16 protein-coding genes and 2 pseudogenes are annotated in these 19,058 nt (G+C 57.2%); 4 read left to right on the forward strand and 14 right to left on the reverse strand.

All coding sequences use genetic code 11. The features are described from left to right. The 3 genes and pseudogenes from DHN12_RS14570 to DHN12_RS25095 all read right to left on the reverse strand — a co-directional run. Positions 1–452, reverse strand: a pseudogene (locus DHN12_RS14570) (transposase); the annotation flags it as partial. Between the two features lie 89 nt (positions 453–541). Further along, complete coding sequence (locus DHN12_RS25090) at positions 542–853, reverse strand: DDE-type integrase/transposase/recombinase (RefSeq protein WP_199913514.1); 312 nt, start codon at positions 851–853, stop codon at positions 542–544. A gap of 5 nt (positions 854–858) precedes the next feature. Continuing rightward, positions 859–1,233, reverse strand: coding sequence for an IS6 family transposase (locus tag DHN12_RS25095; protein WP_199913515.1), 375 nt, complete (start codon positions 1,231–1,233; stop codon positions 859–861). A 243-nt stretch (positions 1,234–1,476) separates the two neighbouring features. On the opposite strand from DHN12_RS25095, the gene DHN12_RS14580 reads away from it, so the two are divergent. Both DHN12_RS14580 and DHN12_RS25225 read left to right on the forward strand, forming a co-directional pair. Next, positions 1,477–2,082, forward strand: a complete 606-nt coding sequence (locus DHN12_RS14580) for an outer membrane beta-barrel protein (protein ID WP_108860873.1) — start codon at positions 1,477–1,479, stop codon at positions 2,080–2,082. A 150-nt stretch (positions 2,083–2,232) separates the two neighbouring features. Continuing rightward, complete coding sequence (locus DHN12_RS25225; RefSeq protein WP_108860874.1) at positions 2,233–2,952, forward strand: sulfotransferase family 2 domain-containing protein; 720 nt, start codon at positions 2,233–2,235, stop codon at positions 2,950–2,952. A 212-nt stretch (positions 2,953–3,164) separates the two neighbouring features. Here DHN12_RS25225 and DHN12_RS25230 read toward each other — a convergent pair. Next, a pseudogene (locus DHN12_RS25230) lies at positions 3,165–3,548 on the reverse strand (integrase arm-type DNA-binding domain-containing protein); the annotation flags it as partial. Positions 3,549–4,089: 541 nt separating this feature from the next. Here DHN12_RS25230 and DHN12_RS14595 point away from each other — a divergent pair. After that, positions 4,090–6,114, forward strand: coding sequence for a DEAD/DEAH box helicase (locus DHN12_RS14595; RefSeq protein WP_108861035.1), 2,025 nt, complete (start codon positions 4,090–4,092; stop codon positions 6,112–6,114). A 58-nt stretch (positions 6,115–6,172) separates the two neighbouring features. On the opposite strand, the gene DHN12_RS14600 is transcribed toward DHN12_RS14595, so the two are convergent. From DHN12_RS14600 to DHN12_RS14620, 5 genes are read right to left on the reverse strand one after another with little or no spacing between them, the layout of a single operon-like run. Continuing rightward, positions 6,173–7,669: an AMP-binding protein gene (locus DHN12_RS14600; RefSeq protein ID WP_108860875.1), complete on the reverse strand. Its 1,497-nt coding sequence runs from the start codon at positions 7,667–7,669 to the stop codon at positions 6,173–6,175. After that, the gene (locus DHN12_RS14605) at positions 7,666–9,087 is read right to left on the reverse strand and encodes an aldehyde dehydrogenase family protein (protein WP_108860876.1); all 1,422 of its coding nucleotides are present in this window, start codon (positions 9,085–9,087) and stop codon (positions 7,666–7,668) included. Before DHN12_RS14605 ends, DHN12_RS14600 begins: the two co-directional genes overlap by 4 nt. A 55-nt stretch (positions 9,088–9,142) precedes the next feature. Further along, the gene (locus DHN12_RS14610) at positions 9,143–10,102 is read right to left on the reverse strand and encodes a tripartite tricarboxylate transporter substrate binding protein (protein WP_108860877.1); all 960 of its coding nucleotides are present in this window, start codon (positions 10,100–10,102) and stop codon (positions 9,143–9,145) included. A gap of 44 nt (positions 10,103–10,146) precedes the next feature. Then, the gene (locus DHN12_RS14615) at positions 10,147–10,602 is read right to left on the reverse strand and encodes a tripartite tricarboxylate transporter TctB family protein (protein WP_108860878.1); all 456 of its coding nucleotides are present in this window, start codon (positions 10,600–10,602) and stop codon (positions 10,147–10,149) included. After that, positions 10,599–12,110, reverse strand: a complete 1,512-nt coding sequence (locus DHN12_RS14620; protein WP_108860879.1) for a tripartite tricarboxylate transporter permease — start codon at positions 12,108–12,110, stop codon at positions 10,599–10,601. Before DHN12_RS14620 ends, DHN12_RS14615 begins: the two co-directional genes overlap by 4 nt. A 113-nt stretch (positions 12,111–12,223) precedes the next feature. Here DHN12_RS14620 and DHN12_RS14625 point away from each other — a divergent pair, with 113 nt between their 5' ends. Then, complete coding sequence (locus tag DHN12_RS14625) at positions 12,224–13,252, forward strand: LacI family DNA-binding transcriptional regulator (protein ID WP_108860880.1); 1,029 nt, start codon at positions 12,224–12,226, stop codon at positions 13,250–13,252. 18 nt (positions 13,253–13,270) lie between these two features. Here DHN12_RS14625 and DHN12_RS14630 read toward each other — a convergent pair whose 3' ends face one another. From DHN12_RS14630 to DHN12_RS14650, 5 genes are read right to left on the reverse strand one after another with little or no spacing between them, the layout of a single operon-like run. Beyond that, positions 13,271–14,281, reverse strand: coding sequence for an Ldh family oxidoreductase (locus DHN12_RS14630; RefSeq protein WP_108860881.1), 1,011 nt, complete (start codon positions 14,279–14,281; stop codon positions 13,271–13,273). Positions 14,282–14,291: 10 nt separating this feature from the next. Next, the gene (locus DHN12_RS14635; RefSeq protein ID WP_108860882.1) at positions 14,292–14,921 is read right to left on the reverse strand and encodes a DUF3726 domain-containing protein; all 630 of its coding nucleotides are present in this window, start codon (positions 14,919–14,921) and stop codon (positions 14,292–14,294) included. Continuing rightward, positions 14,918–16,603, reverse strand: coding sequence for a hypothetical protein (locus tag DHN12_RS14640; RefSeq protein ID WP_108860883.1), 1,686 nt, complete (start codon positions 16,601–16,603; stop codon positions 14,918–14,920). Before DHN12_RS14640 ends, DHN12_RS14635 begins: the two co-directional genes overlap by 4 nt. Further along, the gene (locus DHN12_RS14645; protein WP_108860884.1) at positions 16,600–17,577 is read right to left on the reverse strand and encodes a membrane dipeptidase; all 978 of its coding nucleotides are present in this window, start codon (positions 17,575–17,577) and stop codon (positions 16,600–16,602) included. Before DHN12_RS14645 ends, DHN12_RS14640 begins: the two co-directional genes overlap by 4 nt. Continuing rightward, positions 17,577–19,040 carry an aldehyde dehydrogenase family protein gene (locus DHN12_RS14650; RefSeq protein WP_373455760.1) on the reverse strand — a complete coding sequence of 488 codons (1,464 nt, stop codon included), beginning with the start codon at positions 19,038–19,040 and terminating at the stop codon, positions 17,577–17,579. The genes DHN12_RS14645 and DHN12_RS14650 overlap by 1 nt, the downstream gene beginning before the upstream one ends. Between the last annotated feature and the right edge of the window lie 18 nt (positions 19,041–19,058).

Genomic DNA, 19,058 nt, shown 5'->3' on the forward strand with positions numbered 1-19,058 from the left:
ATATTGACGGGTCAGCTCGATCATGTCGGCGACCAGCCTGTCCTCGTCCGCGCGGCCTCTTGGGATGCGTCGTTGCGTGGACCGGTGTTGTCCAAGCACGCGACAGGCGCGTCTCTCAGAAACGTTCAGCTGGTTGCGTACATGGTTAACACAAGCACGACGACGAGCGGGGCTCAGTAGTTTCCCTTTGTGGCTTCCGTCAGGATCAGTTTGTCCAACGTCAGATCAGAAACCGCACGTCGCAATCGTTCGTTCTCTTTCTGAAGCCGCTTCAATTCTTTCAACTGATCTACGCCCATTCCGCCGTACTTCTTGCGCCAGCGGTAATAGGTTTGTTCAACAACGCCGATCTGTCTGATCGCATCAAGTCGGGACATGCCTTGCCCCATCAGAACTTCAACCTGCCGTAACTTCGAGACAATCTCTTCGGGCTTCGGTCTCTTGTTTGCCATTCGTGGTCCTCCGTTTCCTAAGCATAACGGTGGACCAGTTCAGTTGGGGAGGCTCAATTGGCCGCAGAATTGGAAGGTTGGTCCGGGTTTCAAGCGGCTTTCGGTAACAGGATTTCAAGAAACGTGATTTCCTTGCGGACTCCGGTAGGGTTGCTCGCGAAGCGACCTTTCCGGATGGCTCGGAACGTTTCGAGCCCGCACAAAGTGTTCTTCGCGGAGGTCAGTGAGCGAAATCCACGTTTCGGTCTGAGTGGTTGTTTCATGGAGCCATGATCGGTCTCGATACGATTGTTCAGATGTTTGTGATCGAAATGTGGAATGGCATCTTGTGGGCTGCACGTGCTGCTGATTTCTTTGATCACCTTACCATAGCTGTGAACCTTGCCCGTGACGATAGTCATCGGCTTTATTGGCGGACGGCGGTGCTGGCCTGGCGGATGAAAGCTATTGCGGCCTTGGCATTGCGCGGGGCGGTTAGTCGGAAATCGATCAGCTGGCCGCCCGAATCAACTGCACACCAAAGATAACGCCATTTCCCGCCGACGCGAACAAAAGCTTCATCCACGTGCCACTGTAACCCGCACCAGGATCGGTAGTTGCTATAGGCGCGCTTGCGGATTTCGGGACCGAACGTTGGAGCCCATCGATAAACCGTCGACGGATCCACATCGACACCTCGTTTCGCCCATAGGTCGCGCGCGTCCCGATAGGACAGCGGATATCTGCATTCCCATCGTACCGCCAACAGAATGACTTCCTTGGCAAATCGGAGATACCTCAATAGATAACGGCGCGAAATCAGAACCTCATTTCAAAACCGTGAGACTATCGCTGTCAACTTCAGTTAATGCAACAGATCCTCCACGAGAGATAAGGGAATTTGCCACGACATTTTGTCGTAGAAGCCTTCTTCAAAACCATTGCCACATTGACACAATAGCCTTTGAATTTGTGTGTCTTTAGAGTTCGTACATAGAAATATTCGGAGCATCTGCACTATCATGAAATCCTAACAAAATTTACTTTGGATCTGATCAAATTGCCTATACGCATCAACACCGTCGCTCTAATCGTTGCTTCAATTTATCCGGCAGTCTCGATGGCGGGCGACAATGAGGTTTCCAGTGCCTTAAAGGCGTTCGAACAGCCGGCCGTGCTATCTGAGTCGGGCGTCGACTGGACAGGTTTTTCCATCGGTTTAGAGCTTGGCTATGCTCCCGACGTGGAAGGCTCCAGCGGCCCGATTTATGGCGCGAAATTTGGTTGGGACTACGATTTTGGCAAGGTCATTGCTGGGTATTTCTTGCAATACACCCGGACGGTATTGGACATTGACCCCGGTTTCGAACTTGGCTCGTATACTCGTTTCGGTGCGCGAGGCGGCTTCGACAGTGGGTTGAGCATGTACTACGCCAGCGCTGGTTATTCTGTACTCGACACTCACGCTAGGGGCGACATAAACCCGGGCGAAGGCAGTGGTTATTTCGTAGGCCTTGGTTATGAACGCTTCATTCGAGAGGAGGTTACGCTTGGGGCGGAGGTGGTCTATTCTGTATTCTCAGATTTTGAACGTGAGTTTGAAGATTTGGTTGTAACCACGCTTGCTTTTTCATTGAACTACAGATTCTGATTCCGGGCGGGAAACTTGTTCGCATTCTATGCTTCTGTTCGATGGTTTTTGTATAAGCACCGCAGTTTAATCCGTTGAAATGGGTGAGACCAATGGTACCTAAAACACGCCGCTACCCCTTTCTAACGTTCCGTCGGAGTGTTCCCTCGTATGCGAACTTTGCGCGACAACTTAGGCCCGCTAGCGCTGGAAGCGTTATTGGTAAGAAGGCGTAGCAAATCGGTGCCAGTTTATCCCACATTAAAGACCGTTTTTGTTCATATTCCCAAAACCGGGGGGTCAACCATATCGACTATTCTACGTCGCCCGAATCCCTTACGTCTAAGCAAACATGATCCTTCGCCCGCGATTGACAAACACTCGTCAGTATTTGAGCACCTAGGGCATTTGGGGCCGGAGGCGGGCGAGTACTTCAAGTTTAGTTTTGTTCGGAATCCTTGGGACCGATTGGTATCCGCTTATCACTATATCATCGCGCGGCGCCAAGAATTTGAACTGGTGGCAAATCACGAGAACTTTGAAAGCTTCTTGGCTTCATTCATTGAAATGCCCTCACAGTACCTCGATATTCCATATTTCCGACCCCAATCTAGTTTTCTCATAGATGACAATGGAGAAATGCCATTGGATTTCCTGGGTCGCTTCGAAACCTTCGAGAAAGACCTCAGGGTCGTGCTTCGAGAGATCGACTGCAGGCGTATGTTCCTTAAGCATCGAAAAAAGTCAAAAAGACGGGACTACCGAGAGTATTATTCCGCTGAGAGTAACAAAGCTGTTGGCGACGTATACATCCGTGACGTTGAAAACTTCGGGTATGATTTCGATGACGGTATTATTCGCAAGAAATCTCGTCCTCTTCGAAAATTGTAGCACTGGATGGTGCCTGCAGACGAGGCGCTGGCTTGTTTCGGTTCTGAGATTGAGATTACCCTGCGTACTGCAGGAGTAAGGCGGGTGCAAATTGCAGAAGCGATTCCGGCTCGACGCTGAGTTTGCTGTGCAGAGACGATGCGTCCGCTGTCGCCTCCTCTGGCAACGTAGCTACAAGCTGTCGCCTGAAGGTCAACGTCCAATCCGAGCGCGGCCGCATGGCGAAATACAATGTTTAGCCGGTTCATTGCTTTGCGCGCTGTGTCGGCTTTTGTGTGCCAGATTGAAGCCAGGGTGTCGCGAATGTCGCGCTGGTCAATGTCTGTTACTGGCACCTTTCCAAGCTTGGGCAGTACATGCCCATTTAGCGGTGAGAGCCAACGCCCGGCTTTTCCATCGCCTTTGAGTTCAGCCTTTCGCGCTTCGAATGCATCTGCAGTCAGAACCGCAAGTGAAACATCTTCCCGCCGCGCCGCTCGTGCCTCTGCTTCACGCTCCTTAACCGGATCGCGGCCTTCAGCAGCAACCGTACGCCATCGCTGTGCAACACTTCGGGCACCTGCAAGAGAAAGAGCTGGATAGCCGCCTAAGCCCATTTCACGCCTTCAGCCATGCACCGTCACACGCAGCATCCACTGCGCGCCACCATCGTCTCGTTTAATGAACCAAAGCCCAGCGCTATCGCAGTATTTACCGACCTGTGCGGACTTTACAAAGGAAGCTGAAAGTCTGTTTGTTGCCCGCATTTCTATCCACCCTAATATCCACCTAAACTTATTGGATGGCGTCAAACATGGCAAGACAAGCTCGGACAATTAAATCAGGTAATTCATTGTAAATGAAGGGGAATCTGCACAAGAGTGAACATTCTCAAACAGGTTGCATGTGCCGCCCCCGGGCACCACTTTATCTGGTAAAGTATTGGTTTCGCATCGGCTTTTGACAGTTGGCTGAAGCCGCAGATCAGTTTATCAAAATACACCTTCGTGACCGGCGGTTTTTTACTTCGGTCACCACAAAAGACACGGCTATACATTGCCAGCGACTCCCGTTAAGAGGCGGTCTTTAACCTTGGAAGATGCGCTGATTGCAATACCGCAAGGCACGTATCCCCCGGCTGATACAAAGAACACCACCGTGAAACAGACCATCGCAGATGCGCTTGCCCGCAAGGGTTACGATACTTTGACACAAGTCCAGCAGGCCGTAACACGGCCTGAGCTGGAAGGGCGCGATATGTTGGTGTCGGCGCAAACCGGATCGGGAAAAACAATCGGGTTCGGGTTGGCGATCGCACCACAGTTGCTGGGCGAAGATGAGACGTTCGGGGCGTCCGGCGCGCCGTTGGCTTTGGTGGTTGCGCCAACGCGGGAACTGGCCATGCAGGTCAAGCGCGAGCTGAGCTGGCTGTACTCGGATGCTGGTGCGTTTCTGGCCTCGTGTGTTGGTGGCATGGATATGCGTGACGAGCGCCGGGCTCTGGCGCGTGGGGCGCATATTGTTGTCGCAACTCCGGGGCGGCTGCGCGATCATATCATGCGTGGTTCCATTGATCTGACCGCGATCCGGGCTGTGGTTCTGGACGAAGCCGATGAAATGCTGGACCTTGGATTTCGCGAGGATCTTGAGTTCATCCTGGATGAAACTCCGGCAGAGCGGCAAACGTTGCTGTTCTCGGCTACAGTCCCGCGCGCCATTGCTAGCCTGGCAACGCGCTATCAGCGCGATGCCGAGCGGGTGAGCACTGTCAGCGAGAAAACCCAACATGCTGATATCGAATATCGTGCGATGATGGTGGCACCTCGGGACGGGGATAACGCGATCATCAATGCACTGCGGTATTACGAAGCCCCCAATGCTATCGTTTTCTGTAACACCCGCGCGATGGTGTCGCGTCTGACCACGCGGCTTTCCAACCGCGGGTTTTCGGTGGTGGCACTGTCTGGTGAGCTGACGCAGAGTGAACGCTCCAACGCGTTGCAGTCGATGCGCGATGGACGTGCGAGGGTGTGTGTGGCGACAGATGTCGCGGCGCGCGGAATTGATTTGCCGAACCTCGATCTAGTAATCCATGCCGAGTTGCCCAACAGTCACGAGACACTTTTGCATCGCTCTGGGCGCACGGGCCGGGCAGGGCGAAAGGGCGTCAGCGCCCTGGTGGTCGAGCCGTCATCGAGGAAAAAGGCCGAGCGTATTCTGAAGTTCGCAAAGCTCACGGCGGATTGGGGCGTCGCCCCGTCTTCGGATGAGGTGAACGAAAGGGATCAGGCGCGGATGCTCGGCTCGGATGACTGGCAAGTCGAAGTTACCGAAAGCGAACAGGGTGCTGTTCGGCACCTGGTTGAAAAATTTACCCCTGAGCAAATAGCGGCAGCGTATCTTCGTCAGTATAAATTGCGCCACTCAGCGCCGGAAGAGTTGGCCCCGGTGACGGCGGACCGCCCGAAATCCCGGGCCGCCTTTGGTCCGAGCGTTTGGTTTTCCTTGTCTGAAGGTCGCAACCAAAATGCCTCGCCGCGACATTTGCTGCCGATGATCTGCAAGGCCGGTGATCTGACCAAAGACGATATCGGCGCGATCCGGATTGCCGATGATGTGTCTTACGTCGAGATCCGCGAAGCCAGTGTTGCAGGCTTTCTGGCGGCTGTTGGCCCTGGCATGAAAATCGAAGGTTCGAAAGACGTTGTGCGCTTGGATGGCGCGCCTGACGTGCCAGCATTTGAGCGTCCAAGGTCCAACCGCCCACCCAAGGGTAAACCGCGTCCGCGCAAAGGGGACACCACCCCGGTTGATTGGAACGATGCCCCGACGCCCCGTAGCCGCAAACCCAAGCCCGAAGATCGTAAGCCCAAAAAACCTGCGGAACAGCGTTCCAAACCAACCCGATTCAAAGAATCTGGTTCGGTACAGCGCAAGGACCCGTCAGTGACCGGTGCAACGGGTGAGGCGGATGTCAAATTCACGGCAACAAGCGCAAAGAAGAAGCCCCACAAAGCACCTGCCAGCAAAAGTAAAGACGCGAGCGTAAAGCCGGGCGGCAAACCCACCAAAGGCCCGCTGCCGCCCAAGGGAAAACCCAGCAGCAAGAAAAACCGCGCCCGCGCTACGACCGCGAAACCGGGAAAAGGTGGAGATGCCTTGCCGAAACGGCGCAAGACTTAGCGCCGTTCAATGCAACGGGTCGGCCCCGGCTGCGCGCCAGCGGTCGTAGCGCGGGTGCTCAGCCCTGATCGTCAACGATTTCAAGTATCCGGTTGCGCTGAATCTTACCCGATGGTCCCTTTGGCAGATCATGCAGGATGTGAACCTCGTCAGGGGATTTGAACCGACCCAGCTTGGTCTCACAAATCTCTAAAAGGGTCAGCGGCGTCAGTTTAGATCCTTCCCGGATTTTGACAGCGGCCTCGACGGTTTCGCCATAGCTGCGGCAGGGGCGTGCAAAGGCTGCGGCTTCGACAACGTCGGGGTGGGAATAAAGCGCCTCGTCGATTTCACGTGGGGCGATGTTCTCGCCGCCCTTGATGATCAGCTCTTTCAAGCGGCCCGTGACATAGACATATCCATCCTCATCCATACGCGCCAGATCGCCGGTGCGAAGCCATCCATCGGCAGTAAACGTGCCTGCGGTCGCATCCGGATCCTTAAGGTATTCAAGCATCACGTTCGGGCCGCGTATGACAAGCTCACCCTCGGTTCCGAGTGGGACGGGCTGTTGGTTTGCATCCCGGATCGCGGCGTCGTTTCCATAGGCAACACCTGGTGAGCCGATCTTTCGCACTCCCGGCGGAAGTGGGTTAGACAGGATCTGCGCGGCGGTTTCGGTAAGGCCCATGGTTTCGACGATGGGAACGTCGAACCGTTCTTCGAAAGCCCGTTGTACGTCCGGTGCCAGCGCGGATGAGGCAGAGCGCCCGAACCGCAACCGTTGACGGGTTTGGCTGTCCGGGTTGGTGTCGGATTGCAGCAGATGAGAGATGATGGTCGGGACTACCGAAAACCAAGTTGCCTCAGTTTTTCCAAGATTGTCCCAGAACCGGCTGGCCGAAAACCGTTCGCACATAGCCAGGGACCCGCCCGAAACGAGCGTTCCCATCACGGTCACGCAAAGACCGTTGATGTGATAGATCGGCAGGACGCAGAAACCGCGATCCGTGTCGGTCAGCTCATGTGCGACAGCGGTGGTCCAGCCGCCTGCCAAAAGGCTGGAATGGGTATGAACAACGCCCTTTGGTCTGCCGGTTGTGCCTGAGGTGTACATGAGAAGGGCATGATCCTCCGGCGTCAGGTCATAAAGCTGGGTATCTGCGTCACCAGCATCGGCGATCTGCAAAGGCTTGGTCACGGTAGGGTCGGCTGTTCGGCCGAACAACTCTGCTTGATCCGGGTGCACGAAAGCATAGCGCGCGCCGCTGTGTTCCAGGGCGTAGGCCACGGCGCTGTCGCCAGCGACGAGATTGATCATGGTTGCCCGGAATCCGCCATAGAGTACGCCGAACAATGCGATAAGCGCCTCGCGGCAATTGGGGTAGATAAGGGCGACGCTTTCGCCTTTTTGCGCCCCAAGGCTGGTCAGCATGCTAGCAACGTTTCTGGCCGAGCCGCGCAGTTCAGCCCAGCTCAGATCTTGTGCGCCATCGGGAAAAACAAACCCGGTTCCGCCCTGATCGGCTCTTAGGTCCAGCCAATCGCGGACAGTTCCTTTGGGCGGTTCCATCATTGGCCAGCCTCCCTCCAATACGCGCCGAATACATCCTCAAGCGCGGGTTCGCGTGGGGCTATTTCACGCACAATTTTGGTGGTCTGGACGAAATGCCGCCAATGCAGGTTGGTATCGATAGAGTTTCCGCCCCAACTGCCGCATCCCATGGACAGGGAAAAGGGCATTCCGTTGTTAAAGCTGCCGCCCGTTGCAAAGGTATGCGCCTGGTTCACGATAACCCGGCAGGTGGGGAGCTCTCGGCCCAGCTCAACAGCGCGCGCGTCGTCGCTGGTGTGAATGCCAACCGAATGTCCGGCCCCCTGATGGGCCAGGACGCGCGCTGCGAGGGCTTTGGCGCCCGCATAGTCCGAGGCCCGGTACAGCGCCAGAACGCGGCTCAGCTTTTCTCCGGACAGGGGATGGTCAGGACCGATCCCATCGGTCTCTACCGCCAGAAACTTCGTGCCTTCGGGCGCTTTGTCTGCCATCCCCAACGCCTCAAGCATCTTGTCGGCGTCCTGAGCGATCGCTGATCGGTTGAGGTGCCCGTCCGGCCAGAGACGTGCAATGATACCTGCGGCATCTGAAGCAGGGACAAGCGCACCGCTTTCGGCCGCCAGTGCTGCGACGAAGTCGTCATAGACTGCGTCCACCACCACAACCGCGTTCTCGGACGAGCACGAAGTCGCATTATCAAAACACTTTGACGCTGTGATCTTGGCCGCGGCCGCCGACAGATCGGCGGTTTCATCGACAATCACGATGACATTGCCCGCGCCGACCGCGACGGCGGGTGTGCCGCAGGACTGGGCCCGGTGGACGTTGTTCTGACTGCCGGTGCAGATCACCCGATCCGAAGTCTCCATCAGCCGTTGTGTTTTGGCCTTTGATCCCGGTGCGGGGATCATCTGAACCAGATCCCGATCCAGCCCCAGCTTGTCAAACTCGGCGTGAATGAAGCTTAGCAGTTTCTCGCAGGATGCAACGCCCTTGGGCGAGGGGGCGACGACGATGGCGTTGCCACCTTTGAGAGCATTAATGATGTTGTTGGCCGGTGTTGCGGCCGGATTGGTCGAAGGAACCACCGCGCCTACGACGCCGATCGCACGGGCGATTTCTGTGATGCCTGTTTCAGCGTCATCGCTGATGATGCCATATGTTTTTGCCTCAGCAATGTCGCGCAAAAGACCCAGAGTTTTGCGGTGGTTCTTGGTAATCTTGTCGGGGACATTGCCCAGCCCGGTGGTTTCAACCGCCAGTTCTGCCAGCGCCTGATTGCGCGCGGGTTCCATGATCGCCCAGCCTGCCGCCAGCGCCGCCTTATCATAGAGCGCCTGACTGCCTGTAGCCTCATAGGCAGCCTGAGCCTTGCGCGCATGTGCCACGATCCGGTCCACTTCGGCGATTTCGGGGGCTATGTCGTTTGGAGCGTTCATTTTGGTCCTCGATTGGTTGTACGGGACGGGTTCTGCCCGCCCCGATTGTGGTCGGTTAAAGACCCGCCAGCAATTCGTTCAGGGTCTGCTGGCGCTGCGCCCACATCTCGATCACTTCGTCACGTGTCATGATGTGCATGGGCGAGCCACCCGCTTCCATCTTCTTGGAAACGCGAGAATTGGCGAACATCTCGGGCACGGTTGCGGCCAATTTTTCAATCACCTCAGGAGGTGTTCCCTTGGGCACCATGACACCCCGGAAATTGACCGAGGAATTGTCCACGTCCAACCCCTGTTCCATCATCGTCGGAACATCCGGCAGGAACGCATTGCGCTCAAGATCAGCAACGCCGAGGATCTTCACATTTCCAGCTTCTTTCGCACGGAAGGCGTCCGACAGGTTGTTGATACCACCCATGACTTCGCCTGCGATGACGGCTTTCATCGCTGCTGCTCCGCCGCCTTTGGTTGGGATGTAGGCCATCTTAGTCCCGGCTGCCTTATCGATCTGCAACGCCGCGATGTGGTGGCCCACAAAAAGGCCCGCGCCGGATACGGTCAGCTTGCCTGGGTTTTCCTTGGCATAGGCGACAACATCATCCATCGAGTTGAATTCGCTGTCGGCACCAACCACGAACACGGCCGGGTCTGCACCCCAGTTCGCGATGGGTTCAAAGCTGTCGGTCGAATATTCGACGCCACCCTTGATCGACTGGGCGATGAAATGAGGAACGTTGTAGGCACCCAGCGTATAGCCGTCCGGATCGGCCTGAGTTGCGAACCAGTTCCAGCCAACGCGCCCACCGGCACCAGGCTTGTTGATGATGGCGATGGGCATCCCCAGCGCATCCTCGTTGCCCGAGGTCATGGTGACGATCCGTGCCTGAAAATCGGTCGCGCCTCCGGCTCCGTAACTGACCATCATCATGATCGGCCGTTCCGGGTACTCCTCGGCCATTGCCGCGCCTGTCAGGCCCGTCAGAGCCATTGCTGCCCCTGCAATCAATCGTTTCATTTTGCGTTTCCTCCCTAAGTTGGTTCATCCGCGCATTTGCGTGTTCAGAACAGAATTTCTCTTGGTGTGTACACGTTCAAAAGCATGGCAAAGAGCCCGTACATCACCGCCACAAAGACCGCCGTGATGATCCCGCGTTTGATCCAGGTTTTGGCCTCGGAATGCGGGGCGGGGTCGTAGATCGACAGAAGGGTAAAAAAGGCGATGGTTGTCGCGGTGTAGAACCCCAGTGTCTTCGCCGCCCAAAATACGTAGATCAGCGTGATGGTCAGACCTGGCAGCATGTTCACGAACATCGTCCGCGTCACGCCGTTTCCGACCTTGGACAGACCCATAACCGCTTTGCCAAATGTCCATCCGGCCAGAACCACAAAGACCGTTGCTATAAGGCGTGGGAACAGGAATGCCTCGGCCGGTTGTTGCGTGTAACTGACCCATGCGACCCACAGGCCAACTGCAAAGACCAGGCCTGACCCGAATACGTGTTGTGAGCGGTTCATGCCTGTGCCTCCTCTTTGGTGGTGTAGCGGCGGCTGCGCAGTTCCATCCAGACCGAATAGGCGATCGAGGCCAGTACCACGGCGATCAGGAACAGGTTCAATCCACCGGTCATGAAGTATGAAGCCTTGCCGACGGTGGCGTCAGCGATCATTCCGCCCTGGATGAAGTTGGCCTCGGCGATTGGCCCGAGGATCAGACCCAGTACCAGCGGAGCAGCCGAGAAACCGAAGCGTTCCAAAAAGAACATCCCGATTCCGAGACATGCCATGACATAGACATCACCCATGGAACCCTGAACCGAGTATGCACCGAAGACCGACAAGGCCAGAACGATGGCTGCCATCACGGATTGGGGAACCTGTGCGACACGCGCTGCAAGACCGGCGACATAGAGGCCGAAGATACACATCAGAACCTGCCCAATCAGCATCGAGTTGATGAAGGTCCAGGCGACATCGGGGTGATTGTCAAACAGGTCCGAGCCAGGGAAAATCCCGTGGATCAACAACCCGCCCAACAGCACGGCGGCAGTCGGGCTGCCGGGGATGGACAGCGTCAGCAGCGGGACCAGCGAGGGGCCGACCATCGCGTTGTTTGCGGATTCCGCTGCGATTACGCCCTCGGAATGGCCGGTGCCGAACTTTTCTTTTTCCGACGAGAATTTTTTGGTCTGGTCATAGGCGACGAGGCCCGCGATCTGCCCACCAACACCTGGGATCAGGCCGATGATCGAGCCTGTCAGCGTGCCGATGCTCAGCGCACGGGTGCGGCTGAACAATTCTTTGAACGCCGCCATGATAGAGTGGCGCTGCACTTCTATCACTTCGGCACCTGTGTTGTGGCGACCCTTGGCGAACATGGTCAACACCTGAGGTATCGCAAACAAGCCAATCAACGCGGCGATGATGTTGATGCCGCCGCCCAACGCGGGATGAAAGATAAAGCGCTGTGCACCCATGATGTCGTCGAACCCGATCGTGGCCAGCCACAACCCGATACATCCGGACAGCAGCCCTTTGACCACCGACGCGGAATCCAGTGTTCCAATCACCGTGACCCCTAGAATGGCCAGCCAGAACAGGTGCGACGGGCCAAAGGCAAGCGCCCATTGCGCCAAAACGGGCGTCAGGAAGATCAGCAGCAGAACGCCAAAGATTCCGCCCACGGCCGATGCCAGAAAAGACAGCTGCAAGGCGCGGGCACCTTCGCCTTTCTTGGCCATCGTGTGGCCATCCAGAGTGGTAGCGATATTCGCCGGAGCGCCAGGGATCTTCAGCAAGATGGCACTGACTGCTCCGCCAGCCACGGTCGAGGTATAGGCCGCCCCCAGCAAGATCAGGCCTTGCGCGGCCTCAAGTTGAAAGGTGAACGGGATCAACAGGGCCACCGCCATCGTTGGCGACAGGCCCGGTGTCGCGCCCAGGATCAGCCCTCCGATCGTGCCGCCTAAGAGCAGCAGGAACGACATCGGCGTGAACACATCTCCGAAGTAGTAAATGAATTCCATCCTGGGCCTCCCAACCCGTCCGTTCGCACTTTTACTTTTGTTGACAAATCAGGTTAGGGGATGAAAATAGTATTGCAAATGTTTTCATAAATTTGACCGGGTGGGGTAAAATTATGGCTAACTTTCAAAAGGGTAAGGTGGATATTGTGGCCGTTGCAAAGGCTGCAAAGGTGTCGCCGTCTACGGTTTCACGTACCTTCAATCACCCCGATCTGGTCAACCCAGCGACTCGCAAAAAGATCAACAAGGCCGTGCAGCGGTTGGGATACATCCGCAACCGCGCGGCTCAAACGATGCACGGAAAAAGGTCGGGTACAATTGGCCTTGTCGTGCCCACAATCAACCATGCCATTTTTTCCGAGGTTATTCAGGCCTTTTCGGATTCGATCGACAAGGCAGGGTTCAGCCTGTTGCTGGCGTCACATGGGTATGATCTGGATCGTGAATACGCGATGGTTCGCAAGTTTCTTGAACATCGTGTGGACGGTGTGGCGCTGGTCGGGTTGGAACATTCCGATGCCACCAACCGCTTGATCACGCAGCAGAAGATACCCGCGTTGGCAATCTGGAATTACTCAGAAGAATCACCCCTTCCTTGTGTGGGGGCGGACAACCATCTGGCCGGACGATTGGCAGCGGAACACCTGTTAGAGCTGGGGCACCGTGACATCGGGTTGATCTTTCCCGAAACTCAGGGGAACGACCGCGCGCAGCACCGCCTTTCCGCCGTGCATGACGCGCTGGGCGAACAGGGGGTTTCGGTGCCTGACGAGCATGAAACCCAAGCGCCATACAGTGTTTCTCAGGCCAAGCAGGCGGCCTTGGCCCTTTTGACGACGCCGAAACGTCCGACGGCATTGCTGTGCGGCAATGACGTCATTGCGCAGGGGGCGCTGTTTGCCGCTCAAAAGCTTCGTTTAAGCGTTCCCGATGATCTGTCGATAATTGGTATCGGAGATTTCAAAGGCTCAGCTGACGTCGAGCCGGGCCTTACAACCATCCGCATTCCCGCAGAAAACATAGGGGCGCTGGCTGGTGAAAAATTTACCGACTTTATTACGTCGGATGACCCAAAGCATTTTAGCATCCGCTGTGATTTGGAATGTGTCGCCAGACAAACGACCCGTTCGCTGGCGACCTGACAGGCTTGGGCAGAATAGCTAGGCTATGATTGCCTCAATCTTATCCAGCGTGGCCGCATTGACTGCAACGCCGTCGGTCTGTGCCTGCCTGCGCTTGCCACCGCGCCCATCGCCGGGCAGATGCGCTCCGTTCTGTGCGCGGATTGCGCCGACCAACTCGCTGATCCCTGAAGCAAACGCATCGCCAGAGGTTGCGGTTGGATCTATCGCAATGAAAAACTGTCCAGTTTTGGGTGGCCCGCCAGCGGTACCGGAAAAGGGCGAGGCGTTAATGCCAAGGGTCGCTCCAGTCAACGCTGCGGCCAGGATCTCGGTCAGTAAGGCAACACCCACACCCTTGTAACCACCTGACGGTGCCATCGACCCCTTCAGGCCAACATTCGGGTCCGTGGTCGGATTGCCATCTGCGTCCAGTGCCCAGCCAACCGGGATCGGTTTGCCTTCGCGCGCGTGTTTCATGACCTCGCTTTTGGCAATCGTGCTGGCGCTTTGGTCGATCAGCAGGGCGGGCTGGCCGTCCGCGCCAGGCGCGGCGATTGAGAAAGGGTTGGTGCCGACGACGGGTTTTGCGCCGCCCGAAGGCGCGATCGAGGCCGGAGCGTTGGTGAACCCCAATCCCACCAATCCGGCCTGCGCCAAACGGTACGTATGGTAGCCAAGGACACCGCAGTTATAGCTGTTGCGGATCGACAGTGCCGCGATCCCTTGTTCACGTGCAGCTGGGATAAGGGCTTCAAAACCCATATCAATTGCGGAATGGGCAAAGCCCGTTGCTGCGTCTACGTTCACTGCGCCGGGGCGCGGGCGCGACAGTTCCGGTTGGGCCGTTCCGTCCACTTTCCCACACTGTACGTGCTCGCAATATATTGGGACGTAAGCCAGGCCGTGGCTGGCGACCCCATCCGCCTCGGTTGCAGCAGTCGCAACGGCCAAGGGCCGCGCGTTGGCTTCAGAGGTTCCAGCGGCGACAAGCGCACGAAAGGCGAGATCTTCGATCTGCTCAAGGGTCAGGGTACGGGTTTCAATCATAGGGGCCTCTTTAGTCGTTGTCGGATAAGCCCGCTCCGGCCCCGCGCAGGCGGGATTCCTCGGTGGCGGGGGCGTATGTTCGGTGGGCGAACCGGTTTAGTATGGCCCAATCGGTCGGATCGGGTTCGGCCCGTGTTCGATGCGGGGCGGGGGCTGTAAGTTGGCCGCCAAGGTGCACAGATACCTGATGTGCCCGGTCCGGGATCGGGGCGCCCAGGGACAAGTCAAAACCGTCGGTTTCTGCCAGTGCGTGGTCATATTCGACGCACACGCAGGTCTTTAAAAAGCGCGCGGCATTGGCCGCAAATGGAAGTAGCAGTGCGGGTACGGCTACGTTTCTTATTGCTATCGGGGATGAATTCAGGCGGTGGGCACAATCAGACAATAATGCGCCGGTCACCAATGGGCACAGCTGGTTTTCGCTCTGCCATTCGCCGCTCAGACCGGACGGGGTGTGTGTTTTTGGTGTACTCGCCAAATCTAGTTGCAGCAGTTGAGCCAAAGCACCGGTACCGTTTTGCCCGTGCGCGCACAGCCAGCGCGTTGCTTTCGCGGCTTCCTCAGCAAGTCCCCAGCTATATCCAGCTCCTCGGGTCGCACGCTTTGCGGTGGCTTCGACCTCATTCAGCGAGACGTTCATTGCGAAAGCTCCGGATAGACCCACAGATCTGCGGTTTTGGCGTTCAGATCTTCGGGGTAGGGGGCGCCAGCGTACATGCAGATACGCACCCAGCGGTCCGAGCGTGGGTCAAAATGCGTAGCACCAAAAAAGGATAACTTGGCCCGGAGCATATCGATGGGCATGACCCCAGCGCTGATCGTGTTGTCGCGAAGCTCGCCATATGGCGCGACAAGGCCGATCTGCGCACGCCGGATCGTGTGACGGTGTTCAGGATGGCGCAGTAGGAACTCGGCTATCGACCTGTCGTCCTGCCAATTCTCAAGGTCCGCGAAAGCCAGCGCGGCGTCTCTGGCCGGGGCAAGGGGCTGTTCGTATTCGGCAATTGGTTCCTCGAACCGTTCACCCAAGCGTGGTTCCAGTTTTTCTTCAGACACGTACCAGGCGCGCGCGCAGTTTGCCTCTGCCGACCATTCCAAATCCAACGCCCAACCAAAGCGGTCCTGAATCGCGGTGCGGACCTGATCGACGGTCATACCCCCGTTGATAACCTGTGCCTGCGCATTCCCGTCAGCCATACAGCCGGTCAGGCCATCCACCAGATCGCCATAGGGTTCCAGAACAAGTGAGGCGAGCAGTTCCTGCCCTTCTTCGCCAAGTGCGGTTTCGGACCATCGGATCAGCCTGTCCCACGGGTGGTACTGCGTCAGGTCATTCTGATCCAGGTAGTTGGTAATTGCCGCAAGATCGGCATTCAGCGACGCAAGCTTCTCAATCTGGACCGGATGTTCTGATCGCCACCACGACATCGACAGTTTGCTGCGATCGTAGATTTCACGAAAGTGTCGGGCTTCATCCTCAGACGCTGTTTGCAGGGATCGCACCCGTGCCAAAGCTTCTTCGCGCGTCATAATCCAATTGTTGAACAGCACCGGGTGGTTCACGATGAACGGAGCCATTCCAAGGCCGGTAGAGTTACCGATGCCCAGCCACTGCGCAATCTCGGGGTCCAGATCCGCCGTCTGCATACCGCCTTTGGCGAGGGCCATATGTTGCACCAGATCGCGGACAAATGTTCGCGTCAGGTAGACCGACAGCATTTCCGCCTGAAATGGTGCGAGCAGTTCTGGCCGGTTCGCTATCTTCTCGCGATCTGCGGCGCCGAACTTGCCCGATCCGTATACGGCCGTCGTCCGCATCAGGTAGCCAACTTTATGGATTTGCTCCAAGTCGGGCTGTTGTCCGGCAGCCAACCTGTCGACCACGTGTTTCCACAAACGTACAGACCGGTTGGCGCGGGACAGTGACAGCTCGCTTTCGCTTACGCGCCCTGCCTCTTGCAAAGGAACGTTTTCTGACAGGCGTTGGATGTCCTGCTCCGTTGGGATGCCATCGAATAATGCGAAAGTGGCGTCCCACGCCTCAGCGATCACCCGGTCCGACCGTTGTTCGGGCGGCAGGTCATGGGCAAACGCAACCAGCGAATAGGCGCGATCCGGACCTTGCGCCGTGTAGACTGCGTGGCCGACGCCGTTTTCGTCGATCTCAAAAACAGGGCGCGTAAAGGCCCAGTTCTCACGCGCCATACGCCGGGTCAGTTGCCGCATGAAGCTGAGTCTGCACTGATGCAGCGAGCCCAGCCGCGACAGGCGCATAACCTGCGCAGGATCGCGTCGCGGGATATCAGTACTGACGTGGTTCATGCAGTTCGTGGTCCAAAGTTTTGATCGAAAAAGCGATACCAGTTGCCGCCCATGATGCCCGAGACTTCTTCGGCGTTCATGCCAACGTTGCGCAGCCCGGTTTCGATATTGCCAAAGTCGCGATTGTCCTCGAACCAGCTGGGCATCGGCGGAAAGCCGGGATTGCTGGCGGAACCTTCGCCATAGTCGATTTCCTTGGTCCAGCGACCAACGCGCATCCACTCGACAATGCTGTCGGGTTGATCCTGACACAAGTCGGTGCCGATCCCCAGATGTTGTGCACCGTATTTTTCGGCTGTACGGGCGATCATCTCGCAAAAACTCTCCAGCGTGCAGTCGGACTTGTCTTTCAGGTGATGAGGGTAGACCGAAAAGCCCAACATCCCACCGTTTTCGGTCACTGCCCGGATCACCGCATCACGCTTGTTGCGCAGGGCCGGGGACCATTCGTGCGGGTTGGCGTGGGTAATGGCAATGGGGCGTTCGGACATCTCGGCGGCCTCGATAGTCGAACGATCCGCCGAATGACTCATGTCTACGACAAGCCCAACGCGGTTCATCTCTTTGATGACCTGTTTGCCCATGCGGGTGATGCCGGTGTCTTCGGCCTCATAGCAGCCGGTCGCCAGCAGCGACTGGTTGTTATAGGTCAGCTGCATGAACCGCGCGCCCAGATCGTGCAGGATTTCCACCAGCCCGATATCGTCTTCGATGGGCGATGGGTTCTGGAAGCCAAAGAACACAGCCGTCCGCCCGGTTTCGCGGGCGATGTCGATATCGCTGGCCCAGCGGCCTTTCATGATCAGGTCTGGGTATTGCTCGAACCAGCGGTTCCACTTTTCAAAGTTCAGAACCGTTTCGCGGAAGTTCTCGTGATACGAGATGGTGACGTGGATCGCGTCCACGCCCCCTTCACGTAGCTGCCGAAAAATCTTCTCCGACCAGTTGGCGTATTGCAGCCCGTCGATGCGCATCAGACCGGTGTTCCCGCGCTGATGTAGGCGGTTTTAACGGTGGTATAGAATTCAGCCGCTGCTTTGCCTTGCTCGCGTGGTCCGTAAGAACTGTCGCCGCGCCCGCCAAAGGGCACGTGATAGTCGGTGCCCGCGGTCGGCAGGTTCACCGTTACGACACCGGTGCGCGCATTGCGGCGGAAGTGGGTCGCACGGGCAAGACTTTGCGTAACGATGCCTGATGTCAGGCCGAAATTTGTGTTGTTCACCACGCTCAGCGCTTCGTCATAGCTGCCGACCTTGATGACGCTGGTCAACGGCGCGAACATCTCTTCGCGGTTGATCCGCATATCGTTGTTGGTATTCAGGAAAACGCCGGGGGACATGTAGAAGCCGTCATGCGGCATCTCAAGCCGCTGACCGCCACAGGCCAGTTCTGCGCCCTCAGATTTGCCCAGATCGACGTAGGCGAGGTTTTCGCCCAGCTGCTGGTCGCTGACGACCGGACCCATCTGAACGCCTTCTTCCAGGGCGTGGCCAACCTTCATCGCCTGAGCACCAGCCACAAGCTTTTCAACAAACGCATCATGCACACCGGCATGAACCACAAGCCGCGAGGACGCGGTACATTTCTGACCTGTTCCACCAAAGGCTCCACCAAGTGCCAGCGTCACTGCCAGATCCAGATCGGCGTCGTCCATGACTGCCAGCGCGTTTTTCGATCCCATCTCCATCTGAACTTTGGTCAGGTTCTGGATCGCAGCGGCGGCGATGCCTTTGCCAACCGGGACGGAGCCGGTGAAGGAAATCGCATTGACCTTGGGGCTTTCAACCAAACGCTGACCGATCGAGCGGCCCGACCCCATGACAAGGCTGAACAGACCCTTGGGGATGTCCTGCCGTTCGATGATCTCGGTCAGGGCCACGGCAGAAGCCGGCGTGATGTTGGCGGGTTTCCAGACTACTGCGTTGCCATAGCACAGCGCCGGAGCAATCTTCCACGACGCGGTCGCGGTCGGGAAGTTCCACGGGCTGATGATGGCAACCACGCCCACGGCCTCGCGGCGTACGTCAATTTCAACACCGGGGCGGACGCTGTCGGCGTTCTCACCGATCTGCCGCAGGCATTCGGCTGCGTAATAGGTAAAGAACTGACCGGCGCGGTAAACCTCGCCCTTGCCTTCGGCCAGCGGCTTGCCTTCCTCGCGGGCCAGCAGGGTGCCCAGCTCTTCGGCGCGCGACATTAATTCGTTGCCGATGTTCATCAGAACCGCTTGCTTGCGTTCGGGACCGTAGGCTTCCCATTCTGCCTGTGCAACACGCGCCTGATCCAATGTGGCCTCAAGCTGATCCGCGCTGGCCTGTGCGAACATGCCAACCAGATCGCTCAGATCCGAAGGGTTGCGGTTTTCAATTTCGGTCTCGCCCGCCAGCCATTCGCCAGCAATCAGGTTCAGTTTTGTCACGATGCGCCCCAGAGTCATGAAAATTGGTCTGGCGCA

It is taken from the genome of Ruegeria sp. Alg231-54 (assembly GCF_900143525.1).
Classification (GTDB): domain Bacteria; phylum Pseudomonadota; class Alphaproteobacteria; order Rhodobacterales; family Rhodobacteraceae; genus Ruegeria.